The 21715-nt window shown below is 62.4% G+C and carries 17 protein-coding genes; 12 read left to right on the top strand and 5 right to left on the bottom strand.

What is annotated here, in order from left to right; all coding sequences use genetic code 11:
- Window positions 1-90 precede the first annotated feature (90 nt).
- Window positions 91-1485: a LysM peptidoglycan-binding domain-containing protein gene (locus E0L37_RS06325; protein WP_240687432.1), complete on the bottom strand. Its 1395-nt coding sequence runs from the start codon at window positions 1483-1485 to the stop codon at window positions 91-93.
- A gap of 302 nt (window positions 1486-1787) precedes the next feature.
- Entirely contained in the window at window positions 1788-2561 is a 774-nt protein-coding gene (gene gloB / locus E0L37_RS06320) for a hydroxyacylglutathione hydrolase (protein ID WP_133490921.1), read from the bottom strand.
- A 105-nt stretch (window positions 2562-2666) separates the two neighbouring features.
- Here gloB and E0L37_RS06315 point away from each other — a divergent pair, with 105 nt between their 5' ends.
- From E0L37_RS06315 to dnaQ, 3 genes are read left to right on the top strand one after another with little or no spacing between them, the layout of a single operon-like run.
- Window positions 2667-3449: a class I SAM-dependent methyltransferase gene (locus tag E0L37_RS06315; RefSeq protein WP_133490920.1), complete on the top strand. Its 783-nt coding sequence runs from the start codon at window positions 2667-2669 to the stop codon at window positions 3447-3449.
- Window positions 3450-3490: 41 nt separating this feature from the next.
- Entirely contained in the window at window positions 3491-3934 is a 444-nt protein-coding gene (rnhA, locus tag E0L37_RS06310) for a ribonuclease HI (protein ID WP_133490919.1), read from the top strand.
- Window positions 3931-4650, top strand: a complete 720-nt coding sequence (dnaQ, locus tag E0L37_RS06305) for a DNA polymerase III subunit epsilon (RefSeq protein ID WP_133490918.1) — start codon at window positions 3931-3933, stop codon at window positions 4648-4650. The genes rnhA and dnaQ overlap by 4 nt, the downstream gene beginning before the upstream one ends.
- A gap of 217 nt (window positions 4651-4867) precedes the next feature.
- Here dnaQ and E0L37_RS06300 read toward each other — a convergent pair whose 3' ends face one another.
- Entirely contained in the window at window positions 4868-5965 is a 1098-nt protein-coding gene (locus tag E0L37_RS06300) for an anthranilate synthase component I family protein (protein ID WP_133490917.1), read from the bottom strand.
- A gap of 96 nt (window positions 5966-6061) precedes the next feature.
- Here E0L37_RS06300 and E0L37_RS06295 point away from each other — a divergent pair, with 96 nt between their 5' ends.
- From E0L37_RS06295 to E0L37_RS06260, 8 genes are all read left to right on the top strand, one after another.
- Window positions 6062-7831 (top strand): hypothetical protein, encoded by a 1770-nt coding sequence (locus E0L37_RS06295; RefSeq protein WP_133490916.1) that lies wholly within the window; start codon window positions 6062-6064, stop codon window positions 7829-7831.
- A gap of 97 nt (window positions 7832-7928) precedes the next feature.
- Window positions 7929-8615, top strand: coding sequence for a GntR family transcriptional regulator (locus E0L37_RS06290; protein ID WP_133490915.1), 687 nt, complete (start codon window positions 7929-7931; stop codon window positions 8613-8615).
- Between the two features lie 45 nt (window positions 8616-8660).
- Window positions 8661-9551, top strand: coding sequence for a methylisocitrate lyase (prpB, locus tag E0L37_RS06285; RefSeq protein WP_014994707.1), 891 nt, complete (start codon window positions 8661-8663; stop codon window positions 9549-9551).
- A gap of 67 nt (window positions 9552-9618) precedes the next feature.
- On the top strand, window positions 9619-10761 hold the full coding sequence (prpC, locus tag E0L37_RS06280) for a 2-methylcitrate synthase (protein ID WP_133490914.1): 1143 nt from the start codon (window positions 9619-9621) through the stop codon (window positions 10759-10761).
- A 69-nt stretch (window positions 10762-10830) separates the two neighbouring features.
- Window positions 10831-13437: a Fe/S-dependent 2-methylisocitrate dehydratase AcnD gene (acnD, locus tag E0L37_RS06275; protein WP_133490913.1), complete on the top strand. Its 2607-nt coding sequence runs from the start codon at window positions 10831-10833 to the stop codon at window positions 13435-13437.
- A gap of 118 nt (window positions 13438-13555) precedes the next feature.
- A complete protein-coding gene (prpF, locus tag E0L37_RS06270) occupies window positions 13556-14740 on the top strand; it encodes a 2-methylaconitate cis-trans isomerase PrpF (RefSeq protein ID WP_133490912.1) in 1185 nt (394 codons plus the stop codon).
- Window positions 14741-14978: 238 nt separating this feature from the next.
- Window positions 14979-16463: a 2-methylcitrate dehydratase gene (prpD, locus tag E0L37_RS06265; RefSeq protein WP_133490911.1), complete on the top strand. Its 1485-nt coding sequence runs from the start codon at window positions 14979-14981 to the stop codon at window positions 16461-16463.
- Window positions 16464-16632: 169 nt separating this feature from the next.
- Entirely contained in the window at window positions 16633-17076 is a 444-nt protein-coding gene (locus E0L37_RS06260) for a hypothetical protein (RefSeq protein ID WP_133490910.1), read from the top strand.
- 46 nt (window positions 17077-17122) lie between these two features.
- Here E0L37_RS06260 and E0L37_RS06255 read toward each other — a convergent pair whose 3' ends face one another.
- Window positions 17123-17938, bottom strand: a complete 816-nt coding sequence (locus E0L37_RS06255; RefSeq protein ID WP_133490909.1) for a thioesterase family protein — start codon at window positions 17936-17938, stop codon at window positions 17123-17125.
- 26 nt (window positions 17939-17964) lie between these two features.
- Window positions 17965-18783 carry a pyruvate, water dikinase regulatory protein gene (locus E0L37_RS06250; protein WP_133490908.1) on the bottom strand — a complete coding sequence of 273 codons (819 nt, stop codon included), beginning with the start codon at window positions 18781-18783 and terminating at the stop codon, window positions 17965-17967.
- A 284-nt stretch (window positions 18784-19067) separates the two neighbouring features.
- On the opposite strand from E0L37_RS06250, the gene ppsA reads away from it, so the two are divergent.
- Entirely contained in the window at window positions 19068-21440 is a 2373-nt protein-coding gene (gene ppsA / locus E0L37_RS06245) for a phosphoenolpyruvate synthase (RefSeq protein ID WP_133490907.1), read from the top strand.
- Window positions 21441-21715: the final 275 nt, after the last annotated feature.

Here is a 21715-nt window from a genome sequence, read left to right as displayed (position 1 = left end):
GTCGAAGGCCTCGGTGCCAGCTTTCAGCGCCTTCGACAGGGTATATGACCATGAGCGGCGCGCGGCGTTCCGGCGGCCCGCACGGTTCGATCAGGGGGCGTCGCGAATGTCCACGAACAGCGTGACACGATCACCGGGACGCAGGTAGCGGCGCTTGCTCAGGGTATTATTCCAACTGCGAATGTCGTTCACGGACACATTAAAGCGATTGGCGATGGTGTACAACGAATCACCGTGGCGTACCGAATAGCGGACCTGGCGAACCATTTCGGAACGTTGCCCCTGATCGCCGCTTTCGTTGCCGCTCCATACCTGCAAGGTCTGCCCGACCCGCAGTGGTTCCTTGGGGTCGAGATCGTTCCATTGGGCCAGGTCGCGTACCGACACCTGGTAATGCCGGGCCAGGTCCCACAGGGTATCGCCGCTGTCGACCTTGTGTGCCAGCCGCCGGCCCCGCGGCTTGGCGCCGTCCCCGGCCGGAGCCGCGCTGCCGCGGGCGGATTGAGGAATCAGCAGGGTCTTGCCGGCGATGATGGTGTTGCCCTTGAGGTGATTGATCTCGCGCAGGACCTGCACCTTGGTGCGATGGCGGCGGGCGATGCTTTGCAGATTGTCGCCGCGAGCGATGGTGTAACGCTGCCAGCGCATTCGCTGGCCGGCGGGTAAGCTGGCCAGCCCGGCCTTGAACCGGTCCGCCTTGTCCGCGGGCACCAGCAGGCGGTGCGGGCCGGCGGGGGCCGTGGCCCAGCGATTGAAGCCGGGATTGAGCAGATACAGTTCTTCCATGGGCACTTCGGCGAGCCGGGCGGCCTGGGTCAGATCCAATTGCCCACCGGTGTCGACACTGATGAAGTAGGGCACATCGGTGATCGGGTGCAGAGCCACGCCATATTGCTTCGGATTCCTGACGATGTCCGCCACCGCCAGCAGCTTGGGAACATAGGCAGTGGTTTCCGTGGGCAGATCCAGACTCCAGAAGTCCGTGGGTTTGCCCGCCGCTTCATTGCGTTTCTGTGCCCGGAGAACGGTGCCGGCGCCGGCATTGTAGGACGCCAGCGCCAGCAGCCAGTCGCCCTCGAAACGGTCGGCGAGTTGCCGCAGGTAAGTCAGGGCGGCCCGGGTGGAGGCGATGATGTCGCGGCGACCGTCGTACCACCAGTCCTGGCGCAGGCCGAAATGCTGGCCCGTTGAGGGAATGAACTGCCAGGGGCCGGCGGCGCGGCCGTGGGAATAGGCGAAGGGGTCGAAGGCGCTTTCCACCACCGGCAGCAACGCCAGTTCGGTGGGCATGTCGCGGGCGGTGGCTTCATCGACGATGAACTTCAGATAGCGTTCCGCGCGGGTGGTGACCCGGGTGAAATAGACCGGGTGACGAGTGTAGAAAACACGCTGTTCCTCCACCCGGGCATTGTCCACCCGGGGCAGGCCATACCCTTCGCGCAAACGTACCCAGAGATCCTGGTCCGCCGGTTCGGCGACGCCCACGGGAACAGGTTCCATGCCGTTGGCAAGGTCGGATGCACCTGCCTCCGAGCCCGGTATTGGTTCTTGTTCCGGCTCCGGTGCCGCCGGTGGCATGGGCGGTAATTCATCCACGGATGGTGTTAGTGAGCAGCCCCCGCTAAACAACAACACCCCCAAGGCAAAAACGCCTAGAAGTCTATGCATGTCAATTATATGGCTATTGAAATTCCGGTGAATTCTAGGGAGCGGGAAAGGTTACGGCAAGGTTAAATATGGTGGTGCGGGGAGGGGCGGACGCCCGGTGCCGGGCGCCCGCCCCGCGATCAGCCGCTGTCCTTCCAGCGCCGCAGGGCGGCAAAACTGTCCACCGGAGTATCCAGCGGCGCCTCGAAGTGGCGCTCACAGGACTGGCGCAGAGCTGGCTCGGTGGCGCGCAGGAACGGGTTGGTACGGCGCTCCATGGCGATGGTGGAGGGCAGGGTGATGCGCCCGGCATCGCGCAGGGCCTTGACGTCGTTCAGGCGCGTGCGGACGTCGGGGTCCTCGGGGGTCACCTTGGCGGCGAAGGTGAGATTGGCCAGGGTGTATTCGTGGGCACAAAAGACCTGGGTGCCCTCCGGCAGCGCGGCCAGCCGGGACAGCGAATGATGCATTTGTTCCGGGGTGCCTTCGAACAGCCGCCCGCAGCCTCCGGCGAACAGCGTGTCGCCGCAGAACAGCCAGCCCGGCTGACGGGCATGGTAGGCGATGTGGCCCAGGGTGTGGCCAGGCACGTCCAGTACTTCCAGCTCCAGATCCAGGTCCGCCAGTTTCACCCGGTCGCCGTCATTGAGGGGGTGGGTAAGGCCGGGAATGGTTTCCCGGGCCGGACCATGGACCGGGATCTCCCGGTGTTCCAGCAAGGCTTGAACGCCGCCGACATGGTCGGGATGGTGGTGGGTGATAAGAATGCCGGTAAGAATCAGGCCCTGTTCGCGTAACCAGGCCTCAACCGGGGCGGCGTCGCCAGGATCAACCACCACGCAGTGATGGTCACGGCGGAGGGCCCATATGTAATTGTCCTGGAAGGCGGGAATCGCCGTAGGGGTCTGAAGCATGTCGTGCTACCCTTGTTTTGGCGCTGATACTTGGCGCTGGAACTGATACCGAACATCCACGTTAAGCCTGTCACGGAGTCAAGCCTACCACGGAGAGCGTCACGGATGCAGTTGCCCCCTTTGCCCCGCGGCCCCTACCGGCGCCACCCCCAGGATATGCCGCACCGCTTTGATCGCTGGCTCGACAGCGACGCCGGCCGCGCGTTGCTGAACGAGGAACGCGAGCTGCTCGCCGACTGGCTGCCCAGACTGGTGGGGCAGCGGGCGGTATCGGTGGGCTCCAGCGCATGTCGCCATATGCTGGAAGGTATTCGTATTCCTTGGTGCTGCAACGTTACGCCGCCGAAGCTGGGCGGCGGTCAGGTGCAGGCTCAGGCCAGGGCGCTGCCGATAGCCAAGAACAGCGTGGATGTGTTGTTGCTGCACCATGGCCTGGAGTTTCAGAACGAGCCGCACCAGGTGCTGCGGGAGGCGGCCGGTTGCGTGGCGCCGGGTGGCATGATCGCGGTGGTGTCGTTTCAACCGGTCAGTCTGTTGGGTCTGGCGCGCTGGTTCCGGCCTGGTGCCAACCGCCGGCCCGGCTGGGTCGGCCGTTATTTCACCCCTTATCGGGTCAGTGATTGGCTGCAGGTGTTGGGGTTTGAAGTGGAAGGACTGGCCAGCGGCTTTCATAATCTGCCGTTGGGTGAGCGCGGCCGCCGCAGGTTGTCCTGGCTGGAATGGCTGGGGCGGCGCCTGTGGTGGCGTCACGGTGCCAGTTATTTGCTGGTGGCGCGCAAGCGCGCCGCCATGGTACGGCCTCTGGCGCCGTCGTTCCGGCGGGGCGAGCCATCACATCCGACGGTCATCTCCGTGCCGTTGGCCCGCTGGCAACGTAACGTGGAATGAGCGCAATGCGGAATGATCATCGAAAGTGACTGGAGTGGTTCTTGAAGACAGTGGAAATTTTTACCGACGGCGCCTGTCGTGGCAATCCGGGCCCGGGAGGCTGGGGGGCGCTGTTGCGTCATGGCGAGCACGAAAAGGAATTATTCGGTGGCGAGCCGTTGACCACCAATAATCGCATGGAATTGATGGCGGCCATCGTCGCTCTGGAAACCTTGAAGTCCCCCTGCCGGGTGGTGCTGACCACGGACTCCCAATATGTACGTCAGGGTATCACCGAATGGATGGCCAACTGGAAACGGCGTGGCTGGCGCACCGCCTCCCGCCAACCGGTGAAGAACGCTGACCTGTGGCAACGCCTGGATCAGGCCGCCGCGCCCCATGAAGTGGAGTGGCACTGGGTACGAGGGCACAGCGGGCACGCGGAGAACGAACGGGCCGACCGCCTGGCCAACCGTGGAATTGATCAGATGAGAGTGGACGGATGAGACAGATCGTACTGGATACCGAAACCACTGGCCTGGAGCCCGCCGCCGGACACCGTATCATCGAGATCGGCTGCGTGGAGGTGATGAATCGCCGTATTACCGGCAACAACCTGCATCTGTACATCAACCCGGAACGGGAAATCGACGAAGGGGCGATGGAGGTGCACGGGATCACTCTCGAGTTCCTGGCCGACAAGCCGGTGTTCGCGCAGGTGGCCGAGGAATTCGTCAATTTCATCGATGGCGCCGAGTTGGTGATCCATAACGCGCCTTTTGATGTCGGTTTCATCAATCATGAATTGAAGCTGCTGGGCGCCCGCTGGGGTACGGTGGAGCAGCGCTGCCGGGTACTGGATACCCTGCGGCTGGCGCGGGAGATGCACCCCGGGCAGAAGAACAGCCTGGACGCGTTGTGCCGCCGCTACGACGTGGACAATGGCCACCGGGAGTTGCACGGCGCTCTGCTTGACTCGGAGATTCTTGCCGACGTTTATCTGGCCATGACCGGTGGCCAGACCAACCTTTCCCTGGGTGGGCAGGATGGCGGCGGCGGAGGCCAGCGGCAGGCGGAGGCGATTCGCCGGCTGAGCGCGGATCGTCCTTCGTTGCGAGTGGTGTCCGCCGGTGGTGACGATCTTCAGCGCCATCTGGACAAGCTGCGCTCGATGGCGGAGCAAAATGGCCAGCCGACATTGTGGGAGAGCGAAGAGGGCTGATACCGAAGTCGAAAGAGCATCATGGTAGTCCATGGGGGCTGGAGGCATGAACGCGCGCTGCATTCGCGAGCCAGCTCGCTTCCCACGGAGAGCACTACAGAGCCGCCGTGGGAGCGGCCTTGGCCGCGAATGGAGCGCCTCAGTGGCGCGTGTAAGAGTGCTGGCGAGTCGCGGTACAGCAATGATCGACGGACCGCAATATTCCTTTGGTGCCGGGCTATAACACCGCCATCAGTTTTTCCACCTTAAAGCGGCTCTCCCGATACTCTTCCTCGGTGGTGGAATCGATCACGATGCCACCGCCGCCGTGGCAGTACAGCGCGTTGCCCCGGGTGTAGAGGGTGCGGATCAGAATGTTGCTGTCCAGCCGGCCCTGATCGTCCTGCCAGAACAGCGTGCCGCAGTAGGGGCCGCGCGGCACCGGTTCCAGTTCCTGAATGATTTCCATGGCCCGTTTCTTCGGCGCGCCGGTGATGCTGCCTCCGGGAAAGGCGCTGATCAGCGCGGCCAGGGGCGTCACCTCCGGACGCAGGCGTCCGTGCACGGTGGAGACCAGATGCTGGACATTGCTGAAGCGGCGTAACTCGAACAGCGGGTCCACCGTTATCGAGCCCGGTTCGCAAACCGCGCCCAGATCGTTGCGTAACAGATCGACGATCATAAGATTCTCGGCACGGTCCTTGGGATTGGCCAGCAGGGCTTCTCCCAGGCGCCGATCTTCCTCTTCATTGTTACCGCGCGGCCGTGAGCCCTTGATCGGCTCGGTGACCACGTCGCGGCCGTCCACCCGCAAGAAGCGCTCCGGCGATACGCCGAACACTGCTTCGCCACGATCACGGAAAAAACAGGCATGGGGAGCGGGGTGCGCACGCGCCAGCCGCTGGAAGGCGATCAGCGGATCGCCTTGGAAGCGGGCATCGAAACGTTGACTGTAATTTACCTGATAGCAATCTCCGGCTACGAGATAGCAACTGATCCTTTGCAGTGCATAGGCATACTTATCAGCAGTTTGCTGTGGCTGGAACGGCCGGGTCAGACGGAAGGCGCCGGACTGCTCCTGGAACGGCCGCGGCGTGGACCGGTAAAGGTGCACCACCGCCGGCGCATCACTGTCGCCGATGCCCTGTAGAGCCAGGCCCGCCGCATAGGGCAGCAGTCCGCAGGCGAACCGGTAACCCTGGGTGAGGGCGCTGGCGACCCGTTCTGGCAGGGCGCTCAGGGCGTCGCGGTCTCGCGCGTAAAGCGTGTGATCGGGTGGTCCGAGGGCCAGCAAACGGCCATTTTGACGAAAGACGACGTGAACGCTATCAAGCATGAGGTGTCGGGAAAGGCTCGCGAGCGGCGAAAACAGGCCGGCTAGTGTAGCGCCACCGGCGCCGGGCGGCGAGCCGTGGTGAAGGAATAAACGCGCATGAAAAAACTGTTGTTGATATCCGGCTGTCTGGCCCTGGCGGCCTGCGGTGGTGGGGGCAAAAGCTATTCCCAGCATGACGTGGGGGTCTGCCCCTCCACGGCGCGGTGTCTGCTGGAACCTGGTGGTGAGTATCAGGTGACGTTGGAGGGCACCGTGGCGACCAACCTGTCTTATGAGTGCGGCAGCTCTCTTTATTATGTGTTGGATACCGCGACCGAGCAGTTGCCAGCGGACCGGGCCCTGTGTCCGTCGGACGCTGAAAGCATCGCTTTCTTTCTCGGGGACCGCCGCTACAAGGGGCGCTGGGTCACCCTCGGGGAGGCCTATTTGCCGCAACGGCTGACAACCCGCGATTATCGTTTCACTCTGGCCGATATGGTGGAGGCGCCGCGCCGGATCGCCGCCAGCGACTATCGGGTACGCAACCGGACGGCGTTGCTGATGGCGCTGGACAGTGATCCGGCGACCTCGCGGCTCGAATTGCCGGAAGTGGTGAATGAGCTGGTCAGCGAGAACTTCGATACCCTGGTACCGTCGCTGGAATTTGATTATCCGGACTATGCCGCTTTCCGCGCCGCCTGGCAGCCGTTGTTGGATGCGGTGTCCGCGGAGGCTACGGTTTCCGGTTTCCCGGCGGATCCATCCACGGTGACGGCCCGGATCGATAACGCCAACACGGCGACGCGGGCCGGCCAGTATGTTCTCGAGACCTGTCAGGATGGCGCCGCCCCCTGTGATCAGCCGAAGGCATTCGACAGCAACCAGAACGCGCTGCGCATGGAATCCCTGGTGCTGCCCGATGGCCGCGTGCTGGGTTTGGGACAGCTGCAAAAAGGGGATCCGGACAACGGAGGCAGTGAGGATCTGGTGGCCTGGGAAGGTGTTCCCACGCTGGCGGCGGGACTGACCGTCCAACAGGGAACCCTGGTTGGCCTCTTGAACAGCACGGCCGCCACCGACGCCACCCTGAGCGGGCGTCTGCTGGGGCATCGGGCGCTTTACATCAATCAGCGGGTGGGGGGCGGTTTCGTCACCGACTTCGCGCTGGATCTGCCGGGCAGTCCGTCCGCCCCCAGTGGTGGTGAAACCGGGCGGATCCAAGGCAGCGTGCTCGGCGCCGGCAACATTGGCCTGAGTGTTCGTGCTACCCAGACCGGGTCGGTGATGGGGAACGGTGACGGGCTTGGCGGTGCCGCCGGCTATTACGCCGTGACCCTGAAACGGGCCTGTGCCAGTGACTCGGCGGAGTGTTCGGACTTCATTCCCACCAGGGAACTGGGCAGCGACGGCAACTATCCGCGGTGCTTGCGGGATGGCAGTGGCGTCTGCCAGCCGTTGGAGCCGAACCAGGCCCGCGAGCGGAACCGGGCCGATCAGAACCAGACCGAAACCTTCGTGGTGCGGATCGCCAACGACGGCACCGCCTACGCCGCCGCGACCTGCGAGGACGAGCTGCTTCCAGCCGGATTGGTCACCTCCGCCAGCGCCAACACCGCGACAGTGGCGTTGCTGCTGGCGCCAGGGGCCACCAACCGGACCGGAACACCGCATTTTGGAACCCGCATTGACGGCACCCTGGATCTGACCAGCGGCCCTCGCACCTTGTATCGCTCTGACCGTTACAGCGAACGTCTGCGTGGCACTTGGCGTGATCTCTACCGCCCGGCCCAACTGCGGGCCGCCGGAAGCAATGATCTGGAACGCCAGGACTCGGAAAGCCGTGGCTCGGTGGAATGGCGTTATCAGGGTAGTGCTTGCGCTCTCTGAGTCCATCTCGGCATCATTGTCGACAATAATCATTGAAAGATTGGATGGCGCCGAGTAAAGTCGCCACCTGATCCTTCAATTGTCGACAATGGATGCCATGACCCACGCCCTCGACGATAACGTAAGAACCCTGGCGGATCGGGTGTTTGCCCGTCTCCAGGACGATATCGTGCGCGGTGTGATCGCCCCCGGCACCAAAGTCAGTGAAACCGATCTCGCCAGCCGCTACGGCGTCAGCCGCGGCCCCTTGCGCGAAGCTCTGCGCCGCCTGGAATCCCGCAAGCTACTGGAGCGGGTGGTCCATGTGGGCACCCGCGTGACTTCCCTCAGCTTCGACGATCTGATCGAAATCTACTATGTGCGCGAAGCGCTCGAAGGCATGGCCGCGCGCCTTGCCGCCGAGAACATGAGTGATGAGGAAGTGCGCGGGCTGACCGCGTTGCTCGGTCAGCATGAACAGCAGCAGGACCTGCGCGAGGACACCGCGTACTTTCAGCGCGAGGGCGACCTCGATTTCCATTACCGCATTATCCAGGGCAGCCACAACGCCACGCTGATCCAGATGCTGGTGGGCGGGCTGTATCACTTGGTGCGAATGTACCGTTACCAGTTCAGTACCGTGTCCAACCGGCCGCAGAAGGCCCTCAACGAGCATCGCCGTATCGTCGAGGCGATCGAGGCTCGGGACGCGGACCTGGCGGAGCTGCTGATGCGCCGCCATATCAGCCGGGCAAGAGAAAATATCGAACAGCAGGCGAAGCGGAGAGAGCCGGACGCCGTCTGAGCGTCACGCGCCGTGAGCCGGGTGGAACCGACACAGGAGATGACAATGAGCCAGCCGAACAGCGCCGGCGCCCGTTTTCGACGGGCCCTGGCCGAAGAAAAGCCCCTGCAGATCATGGGCACGATCAATGCCTACTGCGCCATGATGGCGGAACAGGTGGGGTACCGGGCGATCTACTTGTCCGGTGGTGGCGTGGCCAACGCCTCCTATGGGTTGCCGGATCTGGGCATCACCTCCATGAACGACGTGCTGGAGGATGTTCGCCGGATTTCCGCCGCCAGCGAAGTGCCGCTGCTGGTGGACATCGACACCGGCTGGGGCGGGGCCTTCAACATTGGCCGTACCGTCAAGGAAATGATTCGTGCCGGCGCCGGCGCCGTGCACCTGGAAGATCAGGTAGCGCAGAAACGCTGCGGCCATCGTCCCAACAAGGAAATCGTCTCCCAGGAAGAAATGGTGGACCGCATCAAGGCCGCCGCCGATGCCCGCACCGACGATGATTTCTTCATCATCGCCCGTACCGACGCGTTCCAGAAAGAAGGGCTGGACGCGGCGGTGGAACGCGCCCGCGCCTGTCTGGAAGCCGGGGCCGACGGTATCTTCGCCGAAGCCGTGCACACTCTGGATGACTACCGGGCCTTCGCCGATGGTATTGGTGGCGCGCCGTTGCTGGCCAATATCACGGAATTCGGTGCCACGCCGCTGTTCACCCGTGAAGAGCTGGCCGACGCCGGCGCCAGCATGATTCTGTATCCGCTGTCGGCGTTCCGCGCCATGAACCAGGCGGCGCTGAAGGTGTATCGCGAAATCCGCGAGAACGGTACTCAGCAAGAAGTGGTCGACACCATGCAGACGCGTATGGAACTGTACGATTTCCTCGGCTATCACGACTACGAGCGCAAGCTGGACGAGTTGTTCGCCAAGGGCAAGGGCTGATGACAAGGCCTCTCCCGGCAGAGGAGAGGGCAGACGTAAATACCGGAATTGAAGCAGGAGAATGATAATGGCAGAAGGCAAGAAACTGGCGGGCGCCGGCCTGCGAGGCCAGGTAGCAGGTAAAACCGCTCTGTCCACCGTGGGCAAATCCGGTTCCGGGCTCACTTACCGGGGCTATGACGTGAAGGACCTGGCGGAACACTGCCAGTTCGAGGAAGTGGCTTACCTGATTCTCAAGGGCGAACTGCCCACCCAGGCGCAACTGGACGAATACAAGGCCAAACTGAAAACGCTGCGCGGTCTGCCCCAGGCTCTCAAGGAAGTGCTCGAGCGTATTCCCAAGGACGCCCATCCGATGGATGTGATGCGCACCGGCTGTTCCATGCTCGGTAATCTTGAGCAGGAAGACACCTCGGTTCTGGGCGTGTTCCCGAACCAGGAAGACTGCGTTGACCGCATGCTCGCCTGTTTCCCTTCCATCATCTGTTACTGGTACCGCTTCAGCCACGATGGCGTTCGTGTGGAAGAGAACACCGATGACGATTCCATCGGCGCTCATTTCCTGCACATGCTGCGTGATGAAGCCCCCAGCGAACTGCATGAGCGGGTCATGAACGTGTCCCTGATCCTGTACGCGGAGCATGAATTCAACGCCTCCACCTTCACGGCCCGGGTTTGCGCTTCCACCCTGAGTGACATCCACAGCTGCGTCGCCGGTGCCATCGGCAGCCTGCGCGGCCCGCTGCATGGCGGCGCCAACGAAGCGGCCATGGACATGATCGAGAAGTTCAAGGACGCCGACGACGCCGAGCAGGGCATGATGGGCATGCTCGAGCGCAAGGAAAAAATCATGGGCTTCGGTCACGCCATCTACAGCGAGTCCGACCCGCGCAACGCCATCATCAAGGGCTGGTCCGAGAAACTGGCCGCCGATGTGGGCGATACCGTGCTTTACCCGGTTTCGGTACGTTGCGAGGAAGTCATGTGGCGGGAGAAAAAGCTGTTCTGTAATGCTGATTTCTTCCACGCTTCCGCGTACCACTTCATGGGGATCCCGACCAAGCTGTTCACCCCGATTTTCGTGATGAGCCGCCTGACCGGTTGGGCCGGTCATGTCTTCGAGCAACGCGCGGACAACCGTATTATCCGCCCGAGCGCCGAGTACACCGGTCCGGAGATTCGCAAGGTAACCCCGATCGCGCAACGCTGATCCGGGAAGGGGAGCGGTGCGCCGCTCCCTCGACCCAGCCCGTCAACCCGACTCGATTGATGCCTAGCCATGAACACTGATTACCGCAAACCGCTGCCCGGTACCGATCTCGACTACTTCGACACCCGTGCCGCGGTCGACGCCATCCAGCCTGGCGCCTATGACAAACTGCCCTATACCTCCCGCATCCTGGCCGAACAGCTGGTACGCCGCTGTGCACCGGAGGCGTTGACGGATTCTCTTAAGCAGTTGATTGAACGCCAGCGTACCCTGGATTTCCCCTGGTACCCGGCTCGTGTGGTGTGCCATGACATTCTTGGACAAACCGCGCTGGTGGACCTGGCCGGTCTGCGTGACGCTATCGCCGAGAAAGGCGGGGACCCCTCCAAGGTGAACCCGGTGGTGCCGACCCAATTGATCGTGGATCACTCCCTGGCCGTTGAGCACCCGGGCTTCGAAAAAGACGCTTTTCAGAAAAACCGGGAGGTGGAAGAACGCCGTAACGCGGACCGCTTCCACTTTATCAACTGGACCAAAACCGCGTTCGATAACGTGGACGTGATCCCGCCGGGTAACGGCATCATGCATCAGATCAATCTGGAGAAGATGTCCCCGGTGGTGCAGGTCCGTGCTGATGGCAGCGGACGGAGCGTGGCTTATCCGGATACCTGTGTGGGGACCGACAGTCACACGCCGATGGTGGATGCCCTGGGCGTGATTTCCGTGGGCGTGGGCGGTCTGGAAGCCGAAAACGTGATGCTGGGCAATCCGTCCATGATGCGCCTGCCCGACATTGTCGGTGTGGAACTAACCGGCAAATTGAAGCCGGGCATCACCGGCACCGACCTGGTGCTGGCATTGACCGAGTTCCTGCGCCGCGAGCGGGTGGTCGGTGCTTATCTGGAATTCTATGGTGAAGGCGCGGACAGCCTGTCGGTGGGCGACCGCGCCACCATCGCCAACATGACCCCGGAATACGGCGCCACCGCCGGCATGTTCTTCATCGACGATCAGACCATCGAGTATCTGAAGCTGACCGGCCGTGAAGATGAGCAGGTGGCTCTGGTGGAGACGTTCGCCAAGGAAACCGGATTGTGGGCGGACAGCCTGAAAGCCGCCGAGTATGAGCGCGTGCTGAAGTTTGATCTGTCCGGCGTTGAGCGCAATCTGGCCGGCCCGTCCAACCCGCATGCGCTGCTGCCCGTGTCCCAGCTGCACGATCGTGGCATCGCCAAGGAATGGGAAGAGGAAGAAGGGTTGATGCCCGATGGCGCGGTGATCATCGCGGCCATCACCAGCTGTACGAATACCTCCAATCCGCGCAACATCATCGGCGCCGGGCTACTGGCCCGCAACGCCAACAAACTGGGCCTGGTACGCAAGCCCTGGGTAAAAAGCTCCCTGGCGCCGGGCTCCAAGACGGTGAAGATGTACCTGGAAGAGTCCGGCCTGCTGCCCGAGTTGCAGAATCTGGGCTTCGACGTGGTGGCGTTCGCCTGCACCACCTGCAACGGCATGTCCGGGGCTCTGGATCCCAAGATCCAGAAAGAGGTCATCGACCGCGACCTGTACGCCACCGCCGTGCTTTCCGGCAACCGTAACTTCGACGGCCGCATCCACCCCTACGCTAAGCAGGCGTTCCTGGCCTCGCCGCCGCTGGTGGTGGCCTACGCCATCGCCGGCACCATCCGTTTCGACATCGAAAAGGACGCGCTGGGCAAGGACCAGGACGGCAACCCGGTCTACCTGAAGGACATCTGGCCTTCCGATGAGGAGATCGACACCATTGTGAAGTCGGCGGTGAAACCGGAACAGTTCCGCAAGACCTATATCCCGATGTTCGAGAAGAAGGGCGATGGTGCTCGCGCCGCCAGCCCGCTGTACGACTGGCGTCCGCAATCCACCTACATTCGCCGCCCTCCTTACTGGGAAGGCAATATGGCGGGCCAGCGCCAGATGAAGGGCATGCGGCCGCTGGCGATCCTGCCGGACAACATCACCACCGATCACCTGTCGCCCTCCAACGCCATCCTGCTGGACAGCGCTGCCGGTGCCTACCTGCACAAGATGGGCCTGCCGGAAGAGGACTTCAACTCGTACGCGACGCACCGTGGCGATCACCTGACCGCTCAGCGTGCCACTCTTGCGAACCCGAAACTGTTCAACGAGATGTGCCGTGACGACAGCGGTAACGTGATCCAGGGCTCGCTGGCACGGGTGGAACCGGAAGGCCGGCAGATGCGCATGTGGGAAGCCATCGAAACCTACATGGAGCGCAAGCAGCCGCTGATTATCGTTGCCGGCGCGGATTACGGGCAGGGCTCGTCCCGTGACTGGGCCGCCAAAGGCGTGGCACTGGCCGGGGTGGAGGTGATCGCCGCCGAAGGTTTCGAGCGGATTCACCGCACCAACCTGATCGGCATGGGCGTCATGCCCCTGCAGTTCGAGGAGGGCACCACCCGCAACACGCTCAAGCTTGACGGCACGGAAATCTATGACGTGGAAGGTGAACTGGCGCCGCGTGCGACGCTGACGCTGGTGATTACCCGCAACAACGGTGACGTGGACCGCGTGCCGATGATCTGCCGGTTGGATACCGCGGAGGAAGTCTCCGTCTACACCAACGGCGGCATCCTGCAGAAATTCGCCAAGGAGTTCATGGCGGAAGCAGGCTGAGAGACGCCGGCACGCTCACACGTGACACGCCAGCACGCTACAACCGGAGCCGTTCTTCGGTTTGGCGTGTTGCGCGCGGCGTGTCGCGTGCAAGCCTTACTCATAAAGCGAGAAACGCATGACACATTCATCCCAGCCCCATGCTCCGCAGATCAGGATTCCCGCCACCTATATGCGCGGTGGCACCAGCAAGGGCGTTTTCTTCAATTTGCAGGATCTGCCGGAAGCGGCGCGGGTTCCCGGTGAGGCCCGGGACAAGCTGTTGCTGCGGGTGATCGGCAGCCCCGATCCCTACGGCAAGCACACCGACGGTATGGGCGGCGCGACGTCCAGCACCAGTAAAACGGTGATCCTGTCGAAAAGCGAAAAACCGGATCACGACGTGGATTATCTGTTCGGTCAGGTTTCCATTGATCAGCCTTTTATCGATTGGAGCGGTAACTGCGGCAATCTCACCGCGGCGGTCGGTTCCTTCGCCATCAGCAACGGGCTGGTGGATCCGGCGCGGATTCCGGAAAACGGCACGGTGGTGGTGCGGATCTGGCAGGCCAATATCGAGAAGACCATCATTGCCCATGTGCCGGTCACCAACGGCGCGGTGCAGGAAACCGGCGATTTCGAACTGGATGGCGTCACCTTTCCGGCGGCGGAAGTACAGATCGAATTCATGGATCCGGCGGATGGCGATGGCGCCATGTTTCCCACCGGCAATCGGGTGGATGAGCTGGACGTCCCCGGCATCGGCACCCTGAATGCGACGCTGATCAACGCCGGTATTCCCACCATTTTCGTCAACGCGGCGGACATCGGTTACACCGGTACCGAACTGCAAGGCGACATCAACGAGAACGCCGAAGCGCTGGCCCGCTTTGAAGCCATTCGTGCCCACGGTGCGGTGCGCATGGGTCTGATCAAGGACATCAGCGAGGCGGCCGCGCGGCAGCACACGCCGAAGGTGGCCTTCGTCGCACCGCCGGCCAGTTACACCTCTTCCAGTGGCAAAGCGGTGAGTACCGATGATGTGGATCTGCTGGTACGCGCTCTGTCCATGGGCAAACTGCACCACGCCATGATGGGGACGGCGGCGGTGGCCATCGGTACCGCCGCGGCGATTCCCGGCACCCTGGTGAATCTGGCCGCCGGTGGTGGCGAGCGTAACGCGGTGCGTTTCGGCCATCCCTCCGGCACCTTGCGGGTCGGCGCCGAAGCCGCCGAGGTCAATGGCGAATGGACCGCCACCAAGGCGATCATGAGCCGCAGTGCGCGAGTCCTGATGGAAGGCTGGGTGCGGGTGCCCGGATAATCCGCGTCCGGTTTGACGGATTCCGCGGTATCGTCATTCGCCGCCAAGGCAGCTTCCCACAGCCGTATCTTCGCGGAGCCGCTATGGGTGCTGCCTTGGCGGCGAAGGGGCGTGTCGCGGATCAAGCCCTGACGCTGTAAGCCCTCGCCGGATTGACCGGCCCCTTCACATCCCGCATCTTGAACGTCGGATAGCCGTCGCCATTCCGCCTTTGAATAACGGAAAAGGAGTGAGCCCGATGAGCAGTAACGTCGATCAAAACCTGCGCCCGGATTACGACGTCGAAATCCAGGCGATTGTCGATTACGTCCTCAACTACCGCATCGATTCCCTGGAAGCCTGGGACACCGCCCGCAATTGTCTGATGGATACGCTCGGTTGCGGGTTGCTGGCGTTGCGTTTCCCGGAATGCACCAAGCATCTGGGCCCCCTGGTGGAGGGAACGGTGGTGCCCCATGGCGCCCGGGTGCCGGGCACCTCGTTCCGGTTGGATCCGGTGAAAGCGGCCTGGGACATCGGCTGCATTGTCCGCTGGCTGGACTACAACGACACCTGGCTGGCGGCGGAATGGGGCCATCCGTCGGACAATCTTGGCGGTATCCTGGCGGTGGCGGATCACCTTTCGCAAAAGAACCTGGCCAATGGCAAGCCGGCACTGACCATGAGGACGGTGCTGGAAGGCATGATCATGGCCCATGAGATTCAGGGTGTGCTGGCGCTGGAAAACTCGTTCAACCGGGTCGGCCTGGATCATGTGGTGCTGGTAAAGGTCGCCACCACCGCGGTGGTGGGCAAGATGATGGGCGCGAATCGTGAGCAGTTGCTGTCCGCGGTGTCTCACGCCTGGGTGGACGGGCAGTCCCTGCGTACCTATCGGCATGCACCCAACGCCGGTTCACGTAAATCCTGGGCCGCCGGTGACGCCACCAGTAGGGCGGTGCGGCTGGCGGACATCGCGCTGCGCGGGGAAATGGGTATTCCCGGCGCGCTCACCGCGCCGCAGTGGGGCTTTTACGACGTGTCGTTTTCCAAAACCAACAAGGATCAGAAGCTGAAACCGGAGGGGGAACGCCGTTTCTCGTTTCAGCGGGAATACGGTTCCTACGTAATGGAAAACATTCTGTTCAAGATCAGTTTCCCGGCGGAGTTTCATAGCCAGACCGCCTGCGAAGCCGCCGTGACCTTGCACCCGCGGGTCAAGGACCGCCTGGATCAGATCGACCGGATTGTCATTACCACCCACGATTCGGCGATCCGCATCATTTCCAAGGAGGGGCCGTTGGCCAATCCGGCGGACCGGGATCACTGCATCCAGTACATGACAGCCGTGCCTTTGATCTTCGGCGACCTGGTGGCGGAAAATTATGAGGACGATTTCCATGCCGCTCATCCGCTGATCGACGAACTTCGTGACAAAATGCAGATCGAGGAAGACGAACGCTACACGAAGGATTATTATGACCCGCGGAAACGATCCATCGCCAACGCCGTTCAGGTGTTTTTCAAGGATGGTTCCTGCACCGACCAGGTCGCCGTGGAATACCCCATCGGCCACCGTCGCCGTCGCGCGGAAGGTATTCCGCTGCTTGAAACCAAATTCAGGCGTAATCTGGAAACCCGCTTTCCCAGCGGGCGGGCCAGAACGGTCTTCGAGTTGTGCAAGGATCAGGCGACCCTGGAAAGGACCCCGGTAAACGCATTCATGGACTTGCTGGTGATTTGAGCCGGTCTCGTACCGCACACCGGTAAGCCGCCCAAGACTGGCGGCAACCCCGCCAACCCCAGCGACGCCGAGGCGTCGCACCCAGGCCCGGCCACAAGCTGGGCCTTTTTTATGGTGGCCAATCCCGGGTAAGGCGTCGAAAGCGGTTAAGAGGGAGGTCTTAAGCGACATGGAAGTGGTTGTTGTTTTCATGCTGGTGATGGCCGTAATCGGCATCGCCACGGCTGGAGTTGACTATGCACGGCGGCGTGGCAAAAGGCAGAAGACGAATAAAGAGAGGATGCCAACAGGTGGGATCCCTTGGCACGCGGTGAAGAAGTTCGCGCTTGCGGTGCTCTGCATTACCGTTCTTTTTGCCGGGTCGTTCGCCTATATGGAACACTTTGGCGGTAAGGGACGGAGGGCGGCCGTGTCGGCCTGTGTGGCACTGGCGACCGCCCAGGGGCTGGATATCGAATGGCGCCTGAATGAACGGATGCAGACGGTGGGGCGTGTCTGGTCTTTCCGGTACTTCGATGGGCGCGCGAATGCCGACGGGTATAGCGAGGATTATGAGTGTCGCGCGTACCACCATCGCGGGGAGGGGTGGACGGCGGAGATCTCCCGAGAATAGTGTCTCCGCCAGGATAAAGAACAATCGGTGCGCTCGGTTGGCGTGTTCAGCCAGCGTACACCGGCATCGCCAGCGTCGCTTGCAGCACCCGGCCCACCGGGCCATGCTCATCGAACAGGGTGGTTTCCACCAGGCCGTTGCCGTTGTCCTCCATGCGGGAGCGAGCGTCCAGTCCCAGCCAATCGCCACGCGGGTCACGGTGCAGGTACAGCGAGATGTCGGCATTGATAGTGCCGATGTCCCCGGCGACTTTCAGTTGCCCGACGCCATTGCCGAAATCCGACAGGGTGGCGGCCCGCACCACGGTGGAGCAGGGCGCGCCTTCGATTACCGGGACCGGCAGCCGCATCCAGGCCCGTCCCCGGCCACGCCCTTCGACGCCATCGATCAGTGCCACCTCCACGGTGCTGTGCAGGCCGGGGAGGGGCAGACGCGGCTTTTCCAGGTCCCGTTCCGCCACCGCGATCAGCGAGGCCACTGGCCGGCTGTCTCTGGCGGGTAGAGCGGGAGCGTCGAAACGGGCTTCGGCGGGTACGGTCACCGGGGTGCGTTCCAGATACAAGCCGGTTGCCCGGGATACCACCACACCGTCAGCCGACAAGGTACCTTGCAATACCCGCAAGCGTCGCCCGGCGCGCACGGTCTCCACCGTCGCCAGCAACGGTTTGGCGGGTACCGGACGCAACAGGTCCAGGGTGAAGCGGGCCAGACGCAGGTCGGCGCCGTCCATGGCATCCTCCATGACCGCCGCCAACAGGCCGGAAGGGGAGCCGCCATGCAGAAAATCAGGGCTCCAGGGCCCCAGGGCCGCCTGATTCGGGTGATAAAGGTCGCCATCGCGACGAAACAGTCCACGGGTCATGTTGTTGTCCTTTTCTTTGCAACGGGTTACTGCAGCCGCCGGGTCAGGCCTTTCATGGCCAGGATGCGGGTGCTGATCTCCTCGATGGACAGCTCGGTGGCGTCCAGATGGGGAATATTGAATTTGTTGTATAGGGCCTGCAGGGCGCGCACCTCCATCTCGCACTGGCGTGGTGATGCGTAACGGCTGCCCGCCTTGCGTTCGCTACGGATGGCGCTGAGGCGGTCCGGATTGATGGTCAGCCCGAACAGCTTGTCCTTGTGGGGCGCCAGGCTGTCCGGTAGACGCAGATCATCGAAATCGTCTTCGGTGAGCGGATAATTGGCGGCGAACAGGCCGAACTGCAGGGCCAGATACAGACAGGTCGGGGTCTTGCCGGAGCGTGACACGCCGATCAGGATGACGTCGGCCTGGTCGTAGTGCCGGGTGCGGGCGCCGTCGTCGTTGTCGAGGGCGAAGTGCACCGCGTTGATGCGAATCCGGTAGGCCTGCTGGTCACGGATGGCGTGGCTCTGGCCCACCTGGAGGCTGGAGCGCACTCCCAGTTCGTCCTCCAGCGGCTGCAGGAAGGCGGTGAACAGGTCCAGTACGCGACCCTTGCAGGTGTGCAGGATCTCACGATGGTCGTCGTGGACCAGAGTGGAGAACACCACCGGCGCCGCGTCGTCGCGCTCCGCGGCCTGATTGATCCGCGCTACCGCCTCGCGGGCGAGCTCATTGGACTGGACATAGGGGATGGTGGTCTGGCTGAATTCGACACTGCCGAATTGGCTCAGAAGACTGTGACCCAACGTCTCGGCGGTGATCCCGGTGCCGTCGGAGACGTAGAATGCGGATCTTTTCATGCGGTGAAGCTCCTCGTGGGTACAGATGGCGGGCCCGCGAACATGGGCCCGTCGCGGCCGGTTGACCGTAACGCCGGCCTGGTTCTAAACGAAAGTCGTAACAGTTTACCCAATCCATGCGGGCAAACCGCCTTGGTTTTGAGTAGAATGGCGGCTCGGTTCAATCCGGTAAAGGAACTCCTGGTTAATTTTTCTCCACGGTTCCGGGCGCCTCCGGCCTGGACCGGGATGTATTAAACAGTGGGTTTCCACAGTATCGGCCAGCAATATCTAAGGAGACGACCTTGGCGGAGTACGTAGTCTGGTTTAAGGATCTGGGCAAGGGAGACGTGGAACGCGTCGGTGGTAAAAACGCCTCCCTCGGCGAGATGATCAGCAACCTGGCGGCGGCCGGTGTGTCCGTTCCGGGCGGTTTCGCGACCACCGCGGAAGCCTTCCGCGAGTTTCTGGAACACAACGACCTGACCACCAAGATCAACGACGCGCTCAGCAGCCTGGACGTGAACGATGTGGTAGCGCTGGCGGCGACCGGTGAGCAAATCCGTAAATGGGTGGTGGACGCGCCGTTCCAGCCCGCCCTGGAAGCCGCCATTCGTGACGCCTACGAACAGATGTGTGAAGGCAACGGTGATCTGCCGGTGGCGGTGCGCTCTTCCGCCACCGCGGAAGATCTGCCGGATGCTTCCTTTGCCGGTCAACAGGAGACCTTCCTCAATATCCGCGGCCTGGACAGTGTCATGGTGGCGGTGAAGGAAGTGTTCGCCTCCCTGTTCAACGACCGCGCCATCAGCTACCGGGTGCATCAGGGGTTTGACCACAAACTGGTGGCCCTGTCCGCGGGCATCCAGCGTATGGTGCGCTCCGAAACCGGCGCCGCAGGTGTGATGTTCACCCTGGATACCGAGTCCGGTTTCCGTGACGTGGTCTTCATTACCGCGTCCTATGGCCTGGGCGAAATGGTGGTGCAGGGCGCGGTGAACCCGGACGAGTTCTACGTTCACAAGAAAACCCTGCTCAACAAGCGCCCGAGCATCCTGCGCCGCAATCTCGGCAGCAAGATGCAGAAGATGGTTTACGGCAGCGAAGCGGTGGCCGGCAAGTCCGTGCAGACCGTGGATGTGAGCGCCGAGGACCGTCTGCGCTTCTGTCTCTCCGATGCCCAGGTGGCGGATTTGTCCCGCCAGGCCATCGAGATCGAAAAGCATTACGGCATGCCCATGGACATCGAGTGGGCGCTGGACGGCGATGATCAAAAACTGTACATCGTGCAGGCCCGTCCGGAGACGGTGAAGAGCCGTTCCGACGCTTCCGTCATGGAGCGCTACCTGCTCAAGCAGACCGGCAAGGTGCTGGTGGAAGGCCGGGCCATTGGCCAGCGCATCGGCGCCGGGCCGGTGCGGATCGTTTCCAGCATCAAGGAAATGGAAAAAGTGCAGCCCGGCGATGTGCTGGTCACCGACATGACCGACCCGGACTGGGAACCGGTCATGAAGCGGGCCGCCGCCATCGTCACCAACCGGGGTGGCCGGACCTGTCACGCAGCGATCATCGCTCGCGAGTTGGGCGTGCCCGCCATTGTCGGCTGTGGCGACGCCACCGAGCAGCTCACGGACGGTCAGAAGGTGACCGTATCCTGTGCCGAAGGCGACACCGGCAACATCTATGAAGGCATGCTGGACTTTGACGTTCAGCGTAACTCCATCGAATCCATGCCGAAGTTGCCGTTCAAGATCATGATGAACGTGGGCAACCCGGATCGCGCCTTCGATTTCGCCGCGCTGCCGAACCAGGGCGTGGGGCTGGCCCGTCTCGAGTTCATCATCAATCGCATGATCGGTGTACACCCGAAGGCCCTGTTGAACTACGACACCCTGCCGCGGGACGTGCAGCAGGCCGCCGACAAGCGTATCGCCGGCTACAACGACCCGGTGGATTTCTACGTGGAGAAACTGGTGGAGGGGATTTCCACCCTGGCCGCCGCCTTCCACCCGGAGAAAGCCATCGTCCGTCTGTCGGACTTCAAGTCCAACGAATACGCCAACCTGATCGGCGGCAAGCTCTATGAGCCCGAGGAAGAGAACCCGATGCTGGGCTTCCGTGGCGCCAGCCGTTACATCAGCGAGAACTTCCGCGACTGCTTCGAGCTGGAATGTCGCGCGCTGAAGAAAGTACGCGATGAAATGGGCTTCACCAATGTGGAAATCATGGTGCCCTTCGTGCGTACACCGGGCGAAGCCGAGCAGGTCATCGATCTGCTGGCCAAGAACGGTCTGAAGCGGGGCGAGAACGGTCTGCGCATCATCATGATGTGCGAACTGCCCACCAACGCGTTGCTGGCCAATGACTTCCTCAAGTTCTTCGATGGCTTCTCCATCGGCTCCAACGACCTGACTCAACTGACCCTGGGTCTGGACCGTGATTCCGGTATCGTCAGCCACCTGTTCGATGAGCGGGATCCGGCGGTGAAGGCGCTGCTGAAGATGGCCATCGACGCCTGTAATGCCCAGGGCAAATACGTGGGCATTTGCGGTCAGGGCCCGTCCGATCACCCGGATCTGGCCAAGTGGCTGATGGAGCAGGGCATTTCCTCCGTGTCCCTGAACCCGGATTCGGTATTGGATACCTGGTTCTACCTGGCGGAGAAACACGGCCACTAATCGGTCCGTGCTGAACGAAAAAGCCGTGTCCCGAAAGGGGCACGGCTTTTTTTGTGGCCGCCATCCCTGGCGGCCACCCTTCGGGGCGTTGCTGGCACAACGTCAAAAATCGCTCCCGGCGATTTTGTGGTTCATCGCGGCTTGGCGGGAAGCGATCTTACCTTGCATCAGGGACAGCGTAGCCGTGTTACGCCTTTGCGGGAACGTCGTGAAGCAGGTTCCGCAAAGGCGTAACACGGCTACGCTTCGAGGTGAGGGTCTGGCATAGAAGGGCC

The sequence above is a fragment of the Alcanivorax sp. 24 genome, assembly GCF_004360225.1.
GTDB lineage: Bacteria > Pseudomonadota > Gammaproteobacteria > Pseudomonadales > Alcanivoracaceae > Alloalcanivorax > Alloalcanivorax xiamenensis.
This window is presented reverse-complemented; position numbering and strand designations above follow the sequence as displayed.